The sequence below is a fragment of the Sphingomonas aurea genome (assembly GCF_030678875.1).
Lineage (GTDB): Bacteria > Pseudomonadota > Alphaproteobacteria > Sphingomonadales > Sphingomonadaceae > Sphingomonas > Sphingomonas aurea.
Genome location: NZ_JAUUDS010000003.1, coordinates 193431 through 213746, shown reverse-complemented (window position 1 = coordinate 213746; position 20316 = coordinate 193431). Strand labels below are relative to the sequence as shown.

General features: G+C 68.2%; 11 protein-coding genes. 5 read left to right on the top strand and 6 right to left on the bottom strand.

The genetic code is table 11. The features are described from left to right. The first annotated feature begins 115 nt into the window (after window positions 1-115). Window positions 116-1840, top strand: coding sequence for an alpha-glucosidase (locus Q5H91_RS08920; protein ID WP_305173037.1), 1725 nt, complete (start codon window positions 116-118; stop codon window positions 1838-1840). 110 nt (window positions 1841-1950) lie between these two features. Then, window positions 1951-4398: a TonB-dependent receptor plug domain-containing protein gene (locus Q5H91_RS08915; RefSeq protein ID WP_305173036.1), complete on the top strand. Its 2448-nt coding sequence runs from the start codon at window positions 1951-1953 to the stop codon at window positions 4396-4398. A gap of 177 nt (window positions 4399-4575) precedes the next feature. Here the strand turns inward: Q5H91_RS08915 and Q5H91_RS08910 are convergent, their stop codons facing one another. The 4 genes from Q5H91_RS08910 to Q5H91_RS08895 form a co-directional block, all read right to left on the bottom strand. After that, window positions 4576-5340 carry a ThuA domain-containing protein gene (locus Q5H91_RS08910; RefSeq protein WP_305173035.1) on the bottom strand — a complete coding sequence of 255 codons (765 nt, stop codon included), beginning with the start codon at window positions 5338-5340 and terminating at the stop codon, window positions 4576-4578. Next, a complete protein-coding gene (locus tag Q5H91_RS08905) occupies window positions 5337-8402 on the bottom strand; it encodes a glycosyl hydrolase family 28-related protein (RefSeq protein WP_305173034.1) in 3066 nt (1021 codons plus the stop codon). The genes Q5H91_RS08910 and Q5H91_RS08905 overlap by 4 nt, the downstream gene beginning before the upstream one ends. Window positions 8403-8494: 92 nt before the next feature. After that, window positions 8495-11440, bottom strand: a complete 2946-nt coding sequence (locus tag Q5H91_RS08900; RefSeq protein ID WP_305173144.1) for a TonB-dependent receptor plug domain-containing protein — start codon at window positions 11438-11440, stop codon at window positions 8495-8497. Between the two features lie 104 nt (window positions 11441-11544). Further along, window positions 11545-14589, bottom strand: a complete 3045-nt coding sequence (locus Q5H91_RS08895) for a glycosyl hydrolase family 28-related protein (RefSeq protein WP_370655251.1) — start codon at window positions 14587-14589, stop codon at window positions 11545-11547. Between the two features lie 219 nt (window positions 14590-14808). On the opposite strand from Q5H91_RS08895, the gene Q5H91_RS08890 reads away from it, so the two are divergent. Continuing rightward, window positions 14809-15294, top strand: coding sequence for a gluconokinase (locus tag Q5H91_RS08890; RefSeq protein ID WP_305173142.1), 486 nt, complete (start codon window positions 14809-14811; stop codon window positions 15292-15294). A gap of 3 nt (window positions 15295-15297) precedes the next feature. On the opposite strand, the gene Q5H91_RS08885 is transcribed toward Q5H91_RS08890, so the two are convergent. Both Q5H91_RS08885 and Q5H91_RS08880 read right to left on the bottom strand, forming a co-directional pair. Continuing rightward, the gene (locus Q5H91_RS08885) at window positions 15298-15975 is read right to left on the bottom strand and encodes a FadR/GntR family transcriptional regulator (protein WP_305173033.1); all 678 of its coding nucleotides are present in this window, start codon (window positions 15973-15975) and stop codon (window positions 15298-15300) included. A gap of 38 nt (window positions 15976-16013) precedes the next feature. Then, window positions 16014-17363 (bottom strand): GntT/GntP/DsdX family permease, encoded by a 1350-nt coding sequence (locus Q5H91_RS08880; protein ID WP_305173032.1) that lies wholly within the window; start codon window positions 17361-17363, stop codon window positions 16014-16016. Window positions 17364-17651: 288 nt separating this feature from the next. On the opposite strand from Q5H91_RS08880, the gene Q5H91_RS08875 reads away from it, so the two are divergent. Both Q5H91_RS08875 and Q5H91_RS08870 read left to right on the top strand, forming a co-directional pair. Beyond that, window positions 17652-17903 (top strand): response regulator transcription factor, encoded by a 252-nt coding sequence (locus Q5H91_RS08875; protein ID WP_305173031.1) that lies wholly within the window; start codon window positions 17652-17654, stop codon window positions 17901-17903. Window positions 17904-18032: 129 nt separating this feature from the next. Next, window positions 18033-20303: a glycoside hydrolase family 31 protein gene (locus Q5H91_RS08870; protein ID WP_370655250.1), complete on the top strand. Its 2271-nt coding sequence runs from the start codon at window positions 18033-18035 to the stop codon at window positions 20301-20303. Window positions 20304-20316: the final 13 nt, after the last annotated feature.

The window sequence follows — 20316 nt, the reverse complement described above, 5'->3', positions numbered from 1 at the left end:
ATGTCCGCCGCCATTCTGTTTGGCGACTGTGGCCGATCTGCATCAGCAGGCGTCCCACGCTTGCGACAAACGATTGCATCGACTATGCCGCGATAAAGAGGAGAGGGACAAACCCATGCGCAAGATCTTGAACAAGGCCGCGCTGATGGCCGCTGCGGCGATGCTGCCGGCCGGTGCGGCTGTCGCGCAGGCGAACGGCACCGCGGCCACACCTCCGACCGTCGACCGCGGCATCGCCGTCGTTCCCGCGACGTCCAAGCCGTGGTGGCAGCACGCGGTGATCTACGAGATCTATCCGCGCAGCTTCCAGGACAGCAACGGCGACGGCGTCGGCGATTTACGCGGCATCACCTCGCGGCTCGACTATCTCCAGTCGCTGGGGCTCGATGCGATCTGGATCACGCCCTTCTTCAAGTCGCCAAACGCCGATTTCGGCTATGACGTGTCCGACTATACCGCGATCGATCCGCAATACGGCACCATGGCCGACTGGGACACGCTGGTCGCCGAGGCCAAGAAGCGCGGCATCCGCGTGATGGTCGATCTGGTCGTCAACCACAGTTCGTCCGAGAATGCGTGGTTCAAGGAATCGCGCAGTTCGCGCACCAATCCCAAGGCGGACTGGTACGTCTGGCACGACGGTACGCCCGACACCCCGCCGACCAACTGGAAGTCGATCTTCGGCGGCCCGACCTGGACCTGGGACAAGACCCGCAAGCAGTGGTATTACCACATCTTTCTGCCACAGCAGCCGGACCTGAACTGGGCGAGCCCCGGCCTGCGCAAGGCGATGTTCGACGTCGTCCGCTTCTGGCTCGATCATGGCGCTGCCGGCTTCCGCCTGGATGCCACGCCCTACCTGTTCGAGGATACGAACTGGCCGCAAGACCCGAACCCCGACGCTGATCCGGTCTGGCTGAAGCCCTATAACTCGCAGCTGCCGGGCACCAACCAGGTGCTGCGCGAGATGCGCAAGGTCGTCGATGGCTATCCCGGCAACCCGGTGCTGCTCGGCGAATCCTCGACCCGCTCGATCGATCAGCTGCGGGCGGTGTACGGCAAGAACAAGGACGAGATCCACCTGCCGATGAACTTCCTGGTCGGCAACATCACCAAGCTGGACGCCGCCGAGTTCAAGCGCCGCTACGACGAGGCGGCGACGAAACTCGACGGACTGACCCCGGTCGAATTCTTCAGCAACCACGACCAGTCGCGCCAGTGGAGCGAGTTCGGCGACGGCGTGCACAACGACCTGATCGGCAAGATGTCGGCGGCGCTGACACTGCTCAATCCCGGCACCGCGCTCCTGTATTACGGCGAGGAGATCGGCATGGGCGACGTCGACAAGGCGGTGCTCGCCACCACGCCGCTCGGCCCCAACCGGCCGCGCGCCGACGAGCGCGACCGCGCACGCACGCCGATGCAGTGGAGCGACGCGGCACGCGCGGGCTTCACCACCGGCACGCCTTGGCTGCCGCTCGACCCGAACTACCGGACCCGCAACGTCGCCGCCGAGAACGTCAACCCCGCATCGCTGCTCAATTGGTATCGCGCTCTGGTAAAGCTGCGCCGGACCGACCCGGCGTTCCGCGACGGCGCCTATGTTCCGCTGGAGAGCGGCGATTCGGCGATCTTCGCCTTCGGGCGCGTCGCTGCGGACGGAACGGGCGCGCTGGTGCTTGCCAATACGGGTGCGACCGCGCGGGTGGCTGCACCCACCGGCTGGGTCGGCGCGACGCCAGTGTTCGGAACGCGGACCTGCGCATCGGGGCAGGCGGGTACGGGCATGACCGTGGCGCCGTACGACACCTGCATCATCCGCTATCATAAGGCAGGATAGCGGGAAGCTCCGCTTAGGCGCCGGCAAGGAAGGATTGCGCCAAAACCCCTGTGAAATGCTGGAGAATGGAAGCATCTGACAAGCTTGCCATTCCTTCAGGGGGTTTTGCCGTGATCTTCGCCCGATATCCGCTCCTCGCGGGCGCCTCGCTGCTGGTCGCCGGCCTCGCCGCGCCGGTGAGTGCCCAGAGCGCACCCGCACCCGCAGCCGCCGATGCGGAGCCGGCCACCGACCCGGCTCCGGCCGACGACATCGTCGTTACCGGCACCCGTGCGCCGGGGCGCAGCCGGCTCGACAGCGTGTCGCCGGTCGACGTGCTCGGCGGCGACGCGCTGCGCGCGCAGGGCACCACCGAGCTGGCCGACGCGCTCGCCACCGTCGCCCCCTCGATCGACTTCCCGCGCCAGGCGGCGGTTGACGGCACCGACGCGATCCGTCCGGCGACGCTGCGTGGTCTGTCGCCCGACCAGACGCTGGTCCTCATCAACGGCACCCGCGCCCATGCCTCGGCGCTGCTCAACATCAACGGCTCGGTCGGGCGCGGCGCGGCGGCGGTCGACCTGAACACCATCCCCACCGTCGCGCTCGACCGGGTCGAGGTGCTGCGCGACGGCGCCTCGGCGCAATACGGCTCGGACGCGATCGCCGGCGTCGTCAACCTCCGCCTGCGCGAGGCGCGCTCGGGCGGCGGCGCGGCGGTCACCTTCGGCCGGTACGTCACCGAATATGACGCGGCGCGCACCTCGCGCTCGGCACGCGACGGAGAGGCGCTGACGGTCAGCGGCTGGCAGGGCTTCGGCCTGGGCGCCGACGGTTTCCTGACCGTGTCGGGCGAATATGTGACGCGCCAGCCGACCAACCGTGCCGATCTCGACCCGCGCGGCATTACGCCGCTGCGCATCCGCGCCCGCTTCGGCGATCCGGAGGTCGAGCAGGGCACCGTCTACGTCAACGCCGCCGTACCGCTCGGCGACAATGGCTGGACCGCCTATGCCAATGGCGGGTTCCAGCAGCGCGACAGCGAGAGCGCGGCCTTCCCGCGCGTGCCGAACGCCACCGGGTCGGCCGCGAACGCCAATGCCAACGCGCTGACCGGCCTCTATCCGGACGGCTTCCTGCCGCTGATCGGCACCCGCTCGCGCGACTATAACGCGACCGGCGGCATCCGCGGCGAGCTGGCTGGGTGGAACGCCGACCTGACCGTCAGCTATGGCCGCAACACGATCGACTTCGCGACGCGCAACTCGGCCAACGCGACCTATGGCAATGCCTCGCTGACCGACTTCGATTCCGGTCGCCTGACCTATGACCAGCTGGTCACCGGGCTGGACGTGGCGCGCGAGTACAGCTTCGGCGCGGCGGTGGTGAACGTCGCCGCCGGTGCCGAATATCGGCGCGAGGGGTTCAAGATCGGCGCCGGCCAGCCCGAAAGCTACAACCGCGCGACCGGCGCGGCGAACAATTTGGGTTCGGGCGCGCAAGGTTTCCTGGGCTTCCAGCCGGCCAATCAGGTCGATGTCCACCGCGACAATGGCAGCCTCTATGCCGATGTCGAGGCGAAGCTGTGGGACCGGCTGACCATCGGCGTCGCGGCGCGGGGCGAGAGCTATTCCGACTTCGGCGAGACGGCGACCGGCAAGGTCTCGGCGCGCTACGACGTGGCACGCTGGCTGGCGTTCCGCGGGTCGATCTCGACCGGCTTCCGCGCGCCGTCGCTCCAGCAGCAATATTATACCTCGACCCAGTCGCTGGTGACCGGCGGCCAGATCCTCGAAACCGGCCTCTATCCCGTGTCGAGCGACATCGCCCGCGCGCTCGGCGCGTTGCCGCTCGATCCGGAAAAGTCGCGCAACTACTCGCTCGGCACGGTGATCCGGGCGGGCGGGTTCAGCCTGACGGTCGACGCCTATCGCATCCGCATCCGCGACCAGATCGCCCTGTCGGAGAATATCCAGTCCAGTGCCAGCCCGGCGGTGGCGGCGCTGCTCGCACCGTTCCGCGTCCAGGCGGCGCGCTTCTTCGTCAACGGCATCACCACCACGACCAAGGGTCTGGATGTGGTCGCCGCCTATACGCTGCGCACCGACACGCTCGGCAGCTTCAACCTGTCGGCGGCGGCGAACCTGAACGACATCAAGGTCAACCGCATCCCAACTTCCACCGCGACGCTGAACCCGGCGCCCAGCCTGTTCGGCCGCAACCGCATCCTGACGATCGAGGACGGCACGCCTGCTACCAAGCTGGTCGGCTCGATCGACTGGAAGCTGGACGGGTTCGGTGCGACGCTGCGCGCGGTGCACTACGGCAACGTGCTCCAGCCCGGCACCGTGGCGGCCAACGACGTGAACACCGGTCGCCACACGCTGGTCGACCTGGAGGCGCGCTATCGCTTCAACGACAGCGTCGCGCTGGCGATCGGGGCGGATAATCTCTTCGACGTCTACCCCATGACGACGCCGGCCGCGCTCAACAACAACGGCGTGACGGCGTTCCCCTATTACTCGCCGTTCGGGTTCAACGGCCGGCAGATCTACGGGCGCCTGAACCTCAGCTGGTAAGAGTCCATTCGAAACCTCGCGGAAGAGCGAGTTTTGAGGCGGTACCGGCCCGCTCCCCCACCCGACCTCCCATCAAGGATACTCTGTGGGCGGTCGGGTGGGGGAGCGGGCCGGTACCGCAAACGTGCCCTCGGCACGTTTTCAACCAAGGCCGCACGTCCGTGGCGGCGATGGCCGTCACGGACGCTGGCCGCGCCCGGTGGCGGTCCAGTGGATGCCGCCCATCAGATGCGCGAGGTACTGCGGGTCGCGGTACATCTCGCCGTTGTGGCCCAGCGTGGTGACGAAGACGCGACCCTGCTCGAATCGGTGGTGCCAGGCGATCGGATGATCGCGGCCCATCGGGTGCGACATCTGGCCCGGCCAGATCTTGCGCGGGTCGTAGCTGCTCTCGTCGACGTTCAGCACCGGGTCGATGGTGATACGGTAAGGGTTGCTGGTGACGTAGAACTCGTCGCTCCACAGCCAGCGCTCGGGCAGGCCATAGGTCGCGGGGAAGCCGCGATCGACGATGGTCACCACCCCGGTCTGAAGCATCGGGTGGACCCCGACGGTGCGCCCGACCAGCTTCTCGTACCAGGGCCAGTCGTTCGCCGGCATGATCGCGGCACGGTGGACGATCATCGCGTTGCCGCCGGCGCGCATATACGCCTCGAACCGGCGGCGCTGCGCCGCGTTCAGCTCGCTGCCGGCGGTGTTCAGGAACATGATCGCCGCGTACTGGCTCAGATCACCCTCGAACACATTCGTCTTGTTGGTGAAAACCAGTTCGAACGCGTGCAGCTTGGCCAGCCGCTCCAGGCTGTCGCGCGCGATCGGAATATATTCGTAGTGGTAGGTGCTGGGCCGGGCGAGGACGAGCAGCTTGTACTGGGCCTGCGCCTGCGCGGCGGCGGGCAGGGCCAGCGCGATGACGGCGAGCGGCAGGAGCGATCGGTTCATGGCCGTACCCGGTAGAGCGCGTGGTGGGTGATGACGAACAGCGTGCGCCCGTCCTTGCCGCCGAACAGCAGCTGCAGCGGCCGTTCCGGCACGTCGATCCGGCCAAGCGCGCGGCCGGCGGCGTCGTGGACGAAGATCTGGCCGTTGGCGATGAACACCCGGCCCTTCGCGTCGGTCGCCACGCTCTCGCCGGCGCGATCCGCGAACGGCTTCAGGTCGGTCAGCGCCCCGCCGGATCCGACCAGCGCGCTATAGGTCTTTCCCTCCGACGCGTTGCTGACCTGGACGCGCGTGCCCGGCCGCGCCTGCACGAAGCCATAGGTGTCGAGCGCGTCGGAGAAGCGCCGCCCGCGAAAGTCCGCCGGTCCCTGCTGGAAGGTGCGATAGGCGGGCAGCACCACGCTGCCGTCCGGCGACACATATTCAAGGCCGCGTGGCACCGCGACATCGCGCGCGAACATCTCGGCCAAGGTCGTGAAGCGATAGGTGCCGAGGTCGAGCTGGTCGCGGAACTCGCCATTGTTCCACCAATTGCCGGGGAGTGCAGTGGAGGCGCCGGGATGCGGCACGGCGGGCGTGGCCGGAATGACGGTCAGCGCCAGCTCGGGCGTACCGGGCCGGAAGCTGTAGACGGTGCCGTCACGCCCGGCCGACGACAGGACCATCAGGTTGCCCGCGGCATCGGCGGCCAGGTTGACGGGATCGAGCGTGGTGTCGCGCTCAATCCCTAGCCCGGCGGCCTCCGCCCAGCGATAGATGCGCTGCTGCGTCCGGTCGACGAGGTAGAGCGTGCCGTCCGGCGTTACCGCGCCACCGCCCGCCGCGTCGAACCCGTCCGCCAGCTTCTCGACCCGCGCGGTGCCGAGCGTCGCGGGCGAGGGGGCGTCGGGTGCGCGGCCCATGGGGATGTCGAGCGTCGCGAACTCGCGCTCGCGGACCTCGCCACCGCGGCTCATGTCGACGATCGCATTCTCGTACGGGAATTTGTTGGCGCGCAGGAAGGTGGCGCAGCCATTCTCGTCGCAGGTGCCAAGGCCGCTCTCGGCATTCACATGGACGTTGCGGAAGCGGATGCCCGACGCATTGTAGAGGGTGACCGCGGCGGGCTTCGCCTTGGCGGTGCGGGTCACGCGGTAGGCGTGGAGGTTGGCGACCAGGATGTCGCGCGAATCGCGGATCTCCAGCGCCACGGCGTCGCGGCTCTCGCCGCCCTCTTCTTCGGTCTGGGGAGCGATCAGCTCCCAGTTGGCGACGCGGTTCAGCGCGATCTCGACCCGGCCATGATGCTCGGCGGACATCTGGTAGACATGGCCCGGCGTGTCGGTGTCGGAGACATAGAGCCCGGCCTGCGCATAGGTATTGGGCGTCCAGATATTGTTGAACGTGCCGCCGCCGCCCGCGGTCACCCACAGGCTGGGATATTGCGCGTCCCAGCGTTTGGCCGGATCGGCGTCGCCGGTCGCGTTGGCGTTGTAGGGGATGAAGCGCTCGCCCCCGGCCAGGTCGGTGCCATGGCCGCCCTGGAACTTCACGTCGTCGACCAGCGAGTCCGCGCCTGCCTTCCACAGCAGGGCGGTGGCGCGCGGGTTGATGCCGCCGGTGAACAGGCCGACGCCCGCCACGATCGCATCGCCGCCCGCCGCCGTCTCGACCAGCGCCCGAGGCGCGCCGACGCCCTGAAAGCCTGGGGTGCGGTCGGGCAGGATGATCTGGGTCAGGTTGGGGTGGAGCGCGACCAGCACGCTGTCGGGCTTCAGCCGCAGGGTATCGGTGACGATGTAGCGGCCGGCAGGCAGGTAGACGGTTCGGTGCGTGTCGATCGCGCGCTGGATCGCGGCGGTGTCGTCGGTGCGGTCGTCGCCTTTGGCGCCGCCGTCGCGGACGTTGAACCAGCTGTCCGCCGCCGGCAGCGCGCGCAGCGCCGGCGCGCGCCGCGCGGGCAGGGCAGCGAGCGGCTGCGCCTTCATCACCGTCGCATAGTCGCCCATCCGGCCGAGGCCGGGTACGGCAAGCCCGTAGTTGAAGCTCGCAACGCGGTATGCGCCGGCCAGACCCCGGCTGGTCCGGCCGCTGTCGCGGAAATGGGCAAAGACCGGCGTGTTGGCCGCCACCGCATTCTCGAACGCGATCTGGGTATAGGCGTTGTTCTCGTTCGAGATGACGATGCCGGCGCGTGACACGTTCTCGAACCGCACGTCCTTCCCGAACAGCCAGTCGCCATAACCCTTGTCGATGTCGATCCCAACCGGCGTGTCGCGGATCGCGACGTTGACCATGGTCAGCCCCGCCTCGTGCTCGCGGATCGCCGCCTCGCGCTGGCCCTCGAACGTCGCGTCGATCAGCGCGAAGGGCCAGGCGGGGGAGGGCTTCTCGGTCAGGATGCCGTACCGCCCGCCGCGGAAATGCAGGTCCTGCCCGATATTGCCGACCTGGTAGAGCCCGGCGAGCCCGGAGCCGATGTCGAAATCCATGTGGCTGACGAACGCGTGCTGCGCCGCGTGGAACCGGATCGCCGCGGCGGCCGGATTGCCCGCGCCGATCACGATGTCGACGTTGCTGATCGCGGAATAGAAGGTGCCGGGATTGGCATCGGCGATGGCGGGGTCGAACGGCACGCTGCCCTGGACCGGAAAGGGTACCTTCGCGCGGGTCGCGGCGCGACCGTCGTCGCTGCGCACGCCCTCTCCGCTGCGGCGCGCGCCGGCGAAGACGATCATGTTGGCCAGCCCGCGCTGGAAGCCGGGCGTGCGGTCGCCCAGCACGATGCGCGGGCGGGTGGCGCCGGTCCCGAACAGGCGCACGCCCGGCCACAGGAACAGGGTGCGGGTGATGCGATAGGTGCCGGCGGGCAGGAAGACGATGCCGCCGCCCCCTTGATCGGCCGCCGCGTCGATCGCGCGCTGGATCGCGGCGCCGTCGTCGGCGCGCCCGTCCCCCTTGCCGCGCACGGTGGTGGCGCGCGCGTCCTTCGGCGCGACGATGAGGGCAGAGGGCGCGCCCTGCGCCGCCGCGGTGCCGCCGGTCGCGATCAGGGCGGCGGCGAGCGCGAGGCGTGACAGCATGACGGCGGGTCTCCGGAAGTGGTAAAAAGGTCCCGGCGCGGGGGCCGGGACAGAGGGGGGAGGGTGAGGCCCCCGTTGCCGGGGGCCAGGTATCAGAAGTTGAACCGCACGCCGACGCGGTACACGCGGCCAATGATGTCGTAGAGGAACGGGTTCACGTCGACACCGGTGTTGGTCTGCGGCGACGGGGTCGGGTCGCGGTTCAGGAGGTTGTCGACCTTGAAATAGGCGCTGACGCTCTTGCCGAAGTTATAGGTGCCGCCGATGTCGACATAGAAGGCACCCTTCATCGTGTTGTAGTCGATCGTCGGCGCGTCGGCGGTCGAGGTCGGGCAGGCGGTCTGGCAGACGACATACTGGTTGCCGAAAACTCCGTCGGAGAACCAGCGCTCCTGCACCAGCAGCGAGAACCGGTCCTGGCTGTAGGTCTGGGTCAGCAGCCACTTCCACGACGGCACGTTGCCCGAATTGGCGCCAGCGCTGTCGATCGGCACGGTGCGCGGCAGGCCCAGGTCGGTCACGAACTCGCGGACATGGGTCGCCAGGCCACGCAGCGTGAAGGTGCCGGGCAGGCCCAGTGGCTGACGATACTGATAGCTCGCCTCGAAATCGAAGCCCTCGGTCTTGATCGAGGCGAGGTTAAACGGCTGGACGTTGACGAAATTGCCAAGCCCGCCTGGCCCGTCGAGGAAGAAGGCGCCGCACAGCTGGGTCACCCCCTGCTGGCAGTAATTTACCAGCTGCTGTGCGCCGAGGGCCGAGATCACGTCCTTGATCTTGATGTTGTAGTAATCGACCGAGACGCTGAGTCCGGGCAGCCAGCTGGGCCGCGACAGGACGATCCCCGCCTCGGTGTTGCGCGCCGATTCCGGCACCAGGTCGCGGTTGCCGATCGTATTCTGCGAGATGGCGATCGACGAGGGCGGATTGGTGAAGGGGTTGGTGAAGTTCGGCACGTTGACCGAGATCGGCGCGGCGAACAGCTCCGACAGGTTGGGCGCCCGCACGTCGCGCGAGGTGACGGCGCGGATACGCACCCCGTCGAGCGGCGTGTCCCAGGTGCCGCCGACCTTCCACGTATAGACGGTGCCCGAGGTGCTGTAGCGGGTGGCGCGGCCGGCGGCGTTGATGTTCGCCGATCCCAGCCCGTCGGGGTCGTTGAGCAGCGGCACGTTCAGCTCGAGATAGCTTTCCAGCACGGAAAAGGCGCCGCGGCCCGCGCGGTAATTGCCCGCATACCAGTTGCCTCCACCGTTATCGAACACCGGGTCGGCCGGGTAATCGGCATTGTATGACGTGTCGCCGGTCAGGATGCCGTTGCCATAGGGGTCGGAGGTGACGCGGTAGAATTCGCGCCGCCACTCGACGCCTGCCGCCACCGATACGCGGCCCGCCCCGGTCGCGAAGGGGTCGCCGGAGATGTTGGCGCTCGCCACGTCCTGCGTCTGGCGGGTGTGCTGGAACGGCCCGTTGACCGGCTGGAGATAGGCGAGTGCCGCGGCAGACGGCGTCGCCCCGCCGAAGATGTTGATCGGCTGGCAGCCATTGGCGCGCGCCACCGCGCTGCGGCAGACGATCGTGCCATTCTCGGTCACCGCGTCGATTGCCTGAAGGTACCGGCGCGGGATCAGCATGTTGCGGACATGGATGTCCGTGATGTTCTCGCCATGCTCGTAATAGGCATCGTAGCGCCAGTCGCTGCCGAATGCCTGGACCTTGCCGGTCGCGCCGCCGACGAAGCGATACTGCTTGCGCGAGGGATAGACCTGGATGTTGGGCAGGATCGCGTTGCTGACGCCGTAGCGGAAGCTGGTGATGCCGTTCGGCGCGCACTGCGCCGCGACCGATGCGGGCAGGAAGGCGTTGGCGCAGCTGATCGTCAGGCTGGTCTGCGCGGCGCCGGGATTGGGCTGGTTGCTGGTATCGACCTGCGAGATGTTGACGGTCGCGTAGATCTCGTTGTCGGCGTCGATGTCGAAGCCCAGCCGGCCATAGCCATTGTACCGCTCCAGCTTCGACTTCAGCGTGGTGCCGATGCCGACATTGCCCGACAGGTCGCCGCCGATGCAGAACCCGACGTAGCAGCCCGCGACGTCGCCATTGGCGTTGCGCCGCGGCACGCCGTTCGAACCATAGTTGAACTGGAAGGGCTGGCCGCTGGCGTCGAAGGCGATGCCCTGGAGCGGGCCGGCGTTGATGAGGCCGAATTTGGTGTACTGATACGCCTGCGCGTGCTCGCGATAGTTGAACTGCGGTGCGCCGTCGTTGGTGATGCCGCGATTGACCAGCGTCGCGGTGGTGTACCAGTCGCGACCGCCCGGCCCTTCCTCGCCGAAGCCGCCGGGGCCGATGCCGCCCTCATTGGCATATTCGCCGCTGACGATCAGGTGCAGCCGATCGTCCAGAAACGAGGTGCCGACCGCCAGCTGGGCCAGGATCTGCTCGTCGTCGCCGTAATCGCTGATGCCGCCCTGAATGTTGCCCTTGATCCCCTTGAACCGCTTGTTGGTGATGAAGTTGACGACACCGCCGACCGCGTCGGAGCCATAGGAGGCGGATGCGCCGCCGGTCACCACGTCGACCCGCTCGATCAGCAGCTGCGGAAACTGGCTGATATCGGGCACGCCGGTCACGTTGGCGCCGACCACGCGCTGCCCGTCGAGCAGGGTCAGCGTGCGGATCGTGCCGAGCCCGCGCAGCGAGAAGGAGCTGAGCCCCTGCGTACCGCTCGACGTGCTGTTGGTTCCGGTGGTGACGCCGGTCGATCCCTGCAGCGAGGGCAACTGGGCGATGGTGTTGAACACGTTGGGCTGGGCGTTCAGCTGCAGCTGCTCGGCCCCGATCACCGTCGTCGGCGTTGGCGCGCTGAAGCCGTTCGACACGATGCGCGATCCGGTGACGACGATGTCGCTGCCGGCGGTGCCCTGTTCCTGGGCTTCGGCAATCTCGGCACCGATTGCGGGCGCCTGCGTCGCCTCGGTCGCGGGCGGCGTCTCCTGTGCCGCGGCGACGCCGGGCAGGGCGAGCGCCGCCGCCATCAGCGGGGCGAGGCTGGCACGCAGCAGTGCGGCGCGTGCGGACGGGTGACGGGGCGTGGTGGACACGGCGTTTTCTCTCCCTGACGTTTTTGTTCTAACGATGGTTACAATTGCGCGGCGTAGAGCGCGTGGTGGGTGAGGATGAACAGGGTGCGGCCACCCTCTCCGCCGATCAGCAGCTGGAGGGGGCGCTCGGGCACGTCGATCCGGCCCAGCTCCCTGCCATCGGGCGCATAGACGAACACCTGCCCGTTCGCGACGAACACGCGGCCCTGCGCATCGGTCGCCACGCTCTCTCCGCCGCGCTCGGCAAAGGGGGTGAGGTCGGTCAGCGCGCCACCGGTCGCGATCGTGCCGCGATAGGTGCGGTTCTCCGACGCGTTGGTCACGAACACCCGCTCGCCGACCTTGCCCGACACGAAGCCGTGCGCGTTCAGCGCGTCGGACCAGCGCCAGCCGATATGGTCGGGCGTGCCCTGCTGAAAGGTGCGGAAGGCGGGTAGAACCAGGCTGCCGTCGGTCGAGACATATTCACGCGTCTTGGCGGTGCCGGCGTCGCGCACGAACATCTCGGACAGGGTGGTGAAATGGTCGCGGGCGGGGTCGTACTGGTCGCGGAATTCGCCGTTGTTCCACCAGTTGACCGGCACCAGCACCCGCGCATCGGCGCGCGGCGCGACCGGGCCGGCGGCGAGCGGCGTCAGGTTGGTCGCCGGTCCCTCCGGATCGAACTGGAAGACGGTGCCCGCGGCGCCATAGGATGACAGCACCAGCAGCTTGCCGGATTCGTCGACCGCCAGGTTGACCGGGTCGGACACATGGTCGCGCACCACCTCCAGCCCCCTGGCCGCGGTCCAGCGCAGGATGCGCTGGAAACGCCGCTCGACGAAATAGAGCGCGCCGCTCGGGTCGACCGCGCCGCCGCCGATCGACCAGAAGCCGTCCGACAGCTTGCGCACCTCGCCGCCCAGGCGCGACACCGGCGGGGCGACCGGCCTGGCCGGCACATCGAGCGTCGCGAACTCGCGTTCGCGCACCGCCAGCCCGTGCGTCTCGTCGGTGATCGCATCGTCGAAGGGGAATTTGCTCGCGCGCAGGAAGGTGCCGCAGCCATTGTCGTCGCAGGTGGCAAAGCCGCTCTCGGCGTTCACATGGACGTTGCGGAAGCGAATGTCGGAGCTGTTGAACATTCGCACCGCGCTTTTGGCGGGGTGGAAGGTGCGGGTGACGCGATAGGCGTGATAGTTGGCGAACAGCAGGTTCCGCGAGTTGCGGATCTCCAGCGACACCGCGTCCATCCCCTCGCCGACCTCCTGCTCGGTCTGCGGGGCCAGCAGCTCCCAATTCTCGACATTGTCGAACACGAACTCGTTGCGGACGTGATGCTCGACCGACATCTCGTAGATGCGGCCCGGCACGCGCGTGTTGGTGACGGTGAAGCCCGCGCTGGCAAAGGTGTTGGGGCTCCAGATATCGAAGAAGGTACCGCCGCCGCCGTCGACCCAGATGCTGGGATATTGCGCGTCCCAGCGATTGTCGGCCACGGGATCGCCGCTGCCGCCGCGCTTCGCGCCGAGCGGCTGGCCGTCGACCGTGGGGGTGCCGCCGCCGCCCATGATCTTGACGTCGTTCAGCAGGCTGTCGGCGCCGCTGCGCCATAGCAGGGCCGCGGCGCGCGGATTGATCCGGCCGGTGAACAGCCCCAGGCCGGACACGATGTTGCGACCCTTCAGCGGCGTCTCGACGATCGGCACCACCGTGCCGATGCCGGCGTGGCGGGCATTGTTGTCGGGGATGACGAACTGGGTCATCGCCGGGTGCAGCCCGAGCAGCACCGTGTCGGCCCGCAGTTTCAACGTATCGGTGACCAGGTAGAAGCCGGTCGGGAAATAGAGCACCCGCCGGCTGTCGATCGCGCGCTGGATCGCAGCGGTGTCGTCGGTGCGGCCATCCCCCTTCACGCCCAGCGTCTTCACGTCGACCCACTGCGCGACCGGCGGCAGTGCGCGGATCGCCGGGGCGGGGACGGCGGGCAGGCGCGACAGCGGCGTAATCGCGACGTCGGTCGCGGTCGCGCCGACGCTGTTCAGTCCGTCGACCTTGATCCCGTGTGAGAAGGACGCGACGCGATAGGCACGGCCCTTGCCGGCGATCGTCCGGCCGCTCTCGGCGAAGCGGACCAGCGTCGGCACGTCCTGCGCCACCGCGTCGTCCAGTCCGACCTGGGTGAAGACGCTCTTCTCGTTGCCGATCGACAGCGCGGCTTTGGAGATGTTCTCCAGCCGCAGCCCCTTGGCCCAGAAGGAGTCGCCATACCCCTCGTCGATCTGCACCGCGACCGGCGTGTTGCGGATTGCGACGTTGACCATGGTCAGCCCGACCTCATGCTCGCGGATCGCGGCGTCGCGCTGGCCGTCGAAGGTGGAATCGACGATGGTGAACTGCCAGGCGGGCGAGGTCTTCTCGGTGACGATGCCGTAGCGGCCGCCCTGGAAATGCACGTCCTCCATGACGTTGCCGGCCTGGTAGATGCCGGCAAAGGCGGAACCCAGGCGGAAGTTCATGTGGCTGAGGAAGCCGTGCTGGGCGACGCGAAAGCGGACCGCGGCGGCGGCGGGGTTGCCGCGCCCGATCTCGACATCGACATTGCTCATCGACGAGTAGAAGGTCGCCGAGTTGGCGTCGCGCACCACCTTGTCGCGCGGCACCACGGCCGGCACCGGCACGGGTACGTCGCCGACATTGTACTGGTCGCCGCCGGAAAAGACGATCAGCGTCGACACGCCCTGCTGGAACCCCGGCGTATCGTCGCCCAGCACCAGCACCGGGCGGGTGCGCCCGGTGCCGAACACGCGCACGCCGATCGGCACGACGATCGTACGGGTCAGGCGATAGCGGCCGGATGGCAGGAAGACGATGCCGTGTCCGTCTCCTTTGCCGCCAGCATGATCCTTGGCGGTGTCGAGCGCGTGCTGGATCGCGGCGGTGTCGTCGGTACGGCCGTCGCCGGCGCCCTGCACGACGACCGCGGCAGGGTCGTTCGGTCGCACGGTCAGGACCGAGCCGCGCTGGATCGCCGCCGCTGCCGGCATCGCGGCCAGCAGGGGTGTCGCCAACATCGTCGCGGCCATCAGAGCGCCTGCGCGCATGCCAGTCCCTTCCTCATGGTCTTCATGGCCGTGGCGCTGCGTCGCCCTCTCGGCAGCGTTGTAGGCGCTAACAAGAGGACGAGCATCCGCGACCATGGTCCCGGTGTCGGCAAGGCGACAGGAAATCTAGTGGGAAGTGAAGACTCTAGGAACGAGCGGAATGCCGGCGTGAACCGATCAGTGGCAGAGTGGCCGGCCATCCCGATGGCGATCATCGTCATGGGGGTCAGCGGCAGCGGCAAGTCGACGCTGGGTGCGCGGCTGGCCCATGCCTATGACTGCCCGTTCCTGGAGGGCGACGACTTCCACGCCGTCGCGGCGGTCGACAAGATGCGCGCGGGTCACCCGCTGACCGACGAGGATCGCTGGCCATGGCTCGACCGGCTGGGTCACGCGCTGGCCGCAGCGGCGGCGGAGCACGGTCGCGCGGTTGCCGCCTGCTCGGCGCTGCGACGCGTCTATCGCGAGCGGCTGGAGGCGGCGGTGGGCGGGGCGACGCGCTTCGTCTTGCTTGACAACGATCGCGACGTGCTGGCGCGCCGGCTCGCCGATCGGCCGGACCATTATATGCCGGCCAGCCTCCTCGATAGCCAGCTGGCGACACTGGAGCGCCCCGGCGCCGACGAGCCGGCGCTGATCCTCGATTCCAATGCGCCGCCCGACTGGCTGTGCAACGCCGCCGTGACCTGGCTGGCGAACGACTGAACCCTAAGGCATCAGGCGCTTGCGGCCCTCCGACAGGTGCCAGCGCATTGCCAGCGCGGCGGCGTCGCCGTCCTGCGCGCGGATCGCATCGACCACCATCTCGTGCTCGCGCATCATCGCCCCGATCACCTCGGGCGGGCGCGAGCGCGAGATGTCGACGCCGGCGCGCATGATCCGCTCGACCTCGGGGAACAGCGCTTCGAACGCGGCCAGGAAGGCGGGATTGGCGGTGGCCAGCACGATGCGGCGGTGGAGCAGCATGTCCTCGTCATGTGCGGGCGCGCTGGAGAGGAGCGCGGTGCGCAGCATCACCAGCGCCTCCTCGATCTGCGCCATCTCGTCCGACGACCGGCGCTGCGCAGCGAGCCGGGCCGTCTCCGATTCCAGCACGAAGCGCACCTCGTAGGTGCCGAGCGTCGCCGACAGGCCGGCGGTCGGCATGTAGGCGAGCATCCGGTCGGATGGCCGGCTCTTCACGAACGATCCCGCGCCGCGCCGCGCCTCGGTAATGCCATCGGACGCCAGCCGCGCCAGCGCCTCGCGCACGATGGTGCGGGACATGCCGAACCGCACCGCCAGCCGTGATTCGGAAGGCAGGCGGTCGCCGACGGCCATGTCGTCGCCGTTTATCATGTCGACTATACCCGTATACGCCCGGTCTGCCAGCCGTTCCTGCGCCATAGCTTCTCCCTTCGAACGGCGGTTTGGTATGCCCAATGTCAGAATATGCGACTGGCCAGCAAGACCAATACCAGACCCATCACCGATATGACCGTTTCCAGCACCGACCAGGTGCGGAACGTGCCGGGCGTGTCGGTGCCGAGATAGGATTTTACCAACCAGAATCCGGGATCGTTGACGTGGCTGAAGAAGACCGATCCGGCACCGATCGCCAGAACCGTCCATTCCGGCGACGCACCGGTCGCGGTCACCACCGCCGGCATCACTCCCGCCGTGGTGATCGTCGCCACCGTCGCCGATCCGGTCGCAAGCCGGATGCACACCGCGATCCCCCAGGCGAGCACCAGCGGCGACAGCGCCGCACTGGCCGAGGCCCGGACCAGCAGGTCGGACAGGCCGACCGTAACCAATACCTGCTTCAGCGCGCCGCCGGCCCCGATCGCCAGCAGGATCGCGCCGGCGGGAATCATCGTCTCGGTCCAGATCGCGGTCTGGACGGCCGGGCGAAGCGCGGCGCGCCCGAACAGCAGCGGCAGTGCGGCGAGGCAGGCGATCAGCAGCGCCAGCACCGGGTTGCTCGCCGCCGACAGCCAGGCGAAGCGCGGTGCGATCCCGGCGGGGAGCAGCGCTTCGACCTGGCCCGTGGCGATCAGCGCGACGGGCAGGATCACGACCAGCGCCGCGCGCCAGATCGGCGGGGTCGGTAGCGCAATCGGCGGGGTCGGCAGCGCGGGCTCGCCCAGCACGACGCCGCGCGCGGTGAAGCGGGCGAGCAGCGGCCCGGCGACGATCGCGGTCGGCACCGCCAGGATCAGGCCATAGACGATGGTACGGCCAAGGTCGGCGCCGAGCGCCTCGACCGCCAGCAGCGGACCGGGATGCGGCGGCACCAGCGCGTGGACCACCGACAAGCCGGCAACCGCCGACAGCATCAGCCGCAGCCGGGCGGCGTCGCGGCTGCCGGTCAGCACCGGCAGGGCGGCTGCGGCGGTGGCGACGATCGGCAGCAGCAGCACCAGTCCCGTCTCGAAGAACAGCGGCAGGCCGATGACGAGGGCGACGAACAGGCTGGCCCATGGCGCCCCCGCCGGTCCGCACAGCCGCAGCGCGGAGCGCGCCAGCGCTGCCGCCCCGTCCGACAATTGTAGCATCGCGCCGAGCGCCAGGCCGAGCGCCACGACCAGTCCGGTGCCGCCCAATATGTCGCCGGCGCCCTTCTGCACCGCCTTTGCCGTCTCCAGCGTCGGCAGTCCGGCGAGCAGCCCGACGGCGAAAGCTCCGCAGAGCAGCCCGATAAAGGGATGGAAGCGAGCCTTGACGATCAGGCCGACCGACAGCGCTACACCAATTACCGCGGCGAGGATCAGCTGGGTATCGGCCGCGCTCATCGGCGCCGGTCCACGCACGTCGTCCCGATCCGCTGCGCCGTCATCGCTGTCCCTCCCATGATGTCGAACCATCCCGATCCAGCGGGACTGCACCACGTGTTGATGCAAAATCTGTATGACAGCCTCGGCGATGTGCCAACTGTAAATCGTGGTTTCACGACAGAACTAGCAAAAATACGCTTGAACCTGTCCAACTAATTCCACTAGCCTCGTACCAACGACTCAACGTCCGGACGGGGCAGCGACGCCACCTAGACGATTGGGCACTGTGTTGGGAGGCGGAGCGGCATGATGACAGGGCATCAGGACAGTGAACGACAGGCGATCGCGGCGGCGCGGCTGACGCCTACCCAGCTGAAGGTAATGGAGGGAGTCCATTCCGGCCTGCTCAACAAGCAGATCGCCTATGACCTGGGCATCGCCGAAAAGACGGTGAAGGCGCACATGACCGCGCTGATGCGCAAGCTGAACGTCAGCAATCGCACGCAGGTAGCGGTCGCGGCGCAGTCGATGGGCTATGGTCGCCGTCTCGCCGGTTGACGGCACGCCCATAGTTTCCATAGCATTGGCGATCACGAACAAGAGCAGCCGGAGCGTCGTGATCGTCGCGCCGGACAGGGGAGGCGAATGATGAAGTCTTGGCAAATTTTGTTAGCGTTAACGTCGGCCATGCCGCTTGTCGCCGCTGCGGATCCGATGGCGACGATGGACCGGCACGGCAGCAGGGTGTCGGTAGAGCCCTATGCCCCAAACATCGTTCGCGTCACCATCGCGCTCGACCAGGACGACGCGGCGGGTGCGCCGGGGTTGGGCGTTACCGCCAAGGCAGACGCGGCGGGGTGGCGCCATACCACCGACGCCACAGGCGACGTGTTCGCCTCTTCGGCGATGACGCTGACCGTCGCGGCACAGCCCTGGCCCAAGGCCCCCACCCAGATGCAGCGCTATTTCGCGCCCTCGCTGCCGCCAGTCGCCGTGACCATCCGTACTGCCGACGGACGCGAAGTAGCGATGAACGGGTGGGAGATGGCGCCGCACGACGTCGCGGGCGAGCACACGTTCCGCGCCGGCGCCACCTTCGCTGCTGACGAGGACGAGCATTTCTACGGCCTCGGCCAGAATCAGGAGGGGATACTGGACCTGAAGGGGCGGACCATCGACTGTCGCCACTGGTACGACGCGCCCGCCGGCGAGCAGGTCTGCGTTCCCTATCTGGTCAGCAGCAAGCGGTACGCGATCCTGTGGGACAACCCGTCCGCGCTCACCGTCTCACCCGGCCTGCACGGCAAGACCCACTTCCAGTCGGAAGTGGGCGAGCGGGTGTCCTTCTTCGTCGTCGTTGCCGACAAGGCGGACGACCTCTACGCCGGCTATGCCCGCCTGACCGGGCGCACCCCGCTGCCGCCCAAGGCCGCGTTCGGGCTGATCCAGTCCAAGGCGCGGTACGAGAGCCAGCAGGAGCTGACCGGCATCGCCGACGGCTATCGCAGCCGCAACTATCCCATCGACATGATGGTACTCGACTGGTTCTACTGGACGCGAATGGGGCAGATCGACATCGACCGCACCTATTTCCCCGATCCCAAGGCGATGAACGACCGGCTGCACGCGCAGGGGATGGAATCGATCATCTCGGTCTGGCCGCGCTTCGAGAAGGAAAGCCGCTACTTCAATTATCTGGCGAACAAGGGCTGGCTGCTGAAGGACAAGGACGGCAAGCCCGTCGACGGCCTGGCCGTGCGTTCCGATCGTGCCGGTGCGCTGATCGATTCGACCAATCCCGATGCCCGCGCCTGGTTCTGGCGGACGATCAGCGACAATATCCTGAGCCAGGGCTTCGATTATCTGTGGCTCGACGAAACCGAGCCCGATCTGGTGCCGGATGGCTATTTCTACTCGATCGGCTCTGGCGACCGCTATCACAACCTCTTCCCGCTGCTGCACACGCAAGGGGTGGCGGACGGCGCCGCGCGCGATCGGCCCGACCGGCGCAACCTGATCCTCGCCCGCGCCGCCTATACCGGGGCGCAGGCGAACGGCGCGCTGTTCTGGTCCTCCGACGTCGAGTCGACATGGGAGGCGCTGCGCCGGCAGGTGCCGACCGGGCTCAACATGACCGCATCGGGCATCGCCAACTGGTCCAGCGATACCGGCGGCTGGCAGTGGCCAAACGGTCCCAAGGCGGCCCATGCGCCGCTGGTCGACCCGGCCGGCGCGACCGCGATGGGCGCCGGTTATCCGGACTATCCCGAGCTGTTCGTTCGTTGGTTCCAGTACAACGCCTTCACCCCGACGCTGCGCATCCACGGCCAGCGCCCGGCGACGGCGATCTGGGAATATGGCAAGGCGGCCGAGCCGATCCTCGCCGACTGGCTGCGGCTGCGCTACGCGCTGATCCCGTACATCTACCCGCTGGCGCGGCAGACCTACGACAGCGGCGCGCCCTATATGCGGGCGCTGTGGATGGACTTCGCCAACGATCCGGCGACGGCGACGATCGGCGACGAATATATGTTCGGCCCGGCCTTCCTGGTCGCGCCGGTGACCGAGCAGGGCGCCACCAGCCGCCGTGTCTATCTGCCCGCCGGCACGGATTGGTACGACTGGTGGACGAACGCCAGGCACGCGGGCGGGACCTGGATCGACGCCGCCGCGCCGATCGCGCACATGCCGCTGTTCGTCCGCGCCGGATCGATCGTGCCGCTCGGCCGACAGGTGCCGAGCACCGCGACCCGCCAGCTGCTCGAAGAGGTCCGCGTCTTTCCGGGCCGCGACGGCACCGCCACGCTCTATGATGACGACGGCCGCACACAGGCCTACAAGAAGGCGACGGGCGGCGTCACGCTGAAGTGGGACGAGCGTTCGCGCAAGCTGACCGCTGACGGCAAGCTGCCGACCGGCCAGGCCCTGGCGCCGCTGATCCGGGTGATCGGCGGCTGAGTTACGGAGACGA